Origin of the sequence: Priestia sp. SIMBA_032 (genome assembly GCF_046535215.1) — a bacterium.
GTDB classification, from domain to species: domain Bacteria; phylum Bacillota; class Bacilli; order Bacillales; family Bacillaceae_H; genus Priestia; species Priestia aryabhattai.
Window position 1 is genome coordinate 1 of sequence record NZ_JAWRXD010001411.1, and the last position, 242, is coordinate 242.

Consider the following 242-nt stretch of genomic DNA (forward strand, 5'->3'; position numbering starts at 1 on the left):
CAAAAAGAAGTAGTAGCAAAGCAAGTCGGTGTTGGTGCAATCATCTTCCACGATTTAAAAAATGAGCGTATGCACAATATTGAATTCTCATTAGAAAACATGCTGAAATTTGAAGGAGAAACAGGCCCGTACGTACAGTACACACATGCACGTGCTTGCTCTATTTTAAGAAAAGAAAGTGTAGAATTTGAAACATGTACGTTTGCTTTAAAAGACGATCATAGCTGGAGTGTCGTAAAATT

At 36.8% G+C, this 242-nt stretch carries 1 pseudogene; it reads left to right on the forward strand.

Going from position 1 to position 242, the window contains the following annotated elements:
* A pseudogene (locus SB717_RS38955) lies at nt 1–242 on the forward strand (arginine--tRNA ligase); the annotation flags it as partial.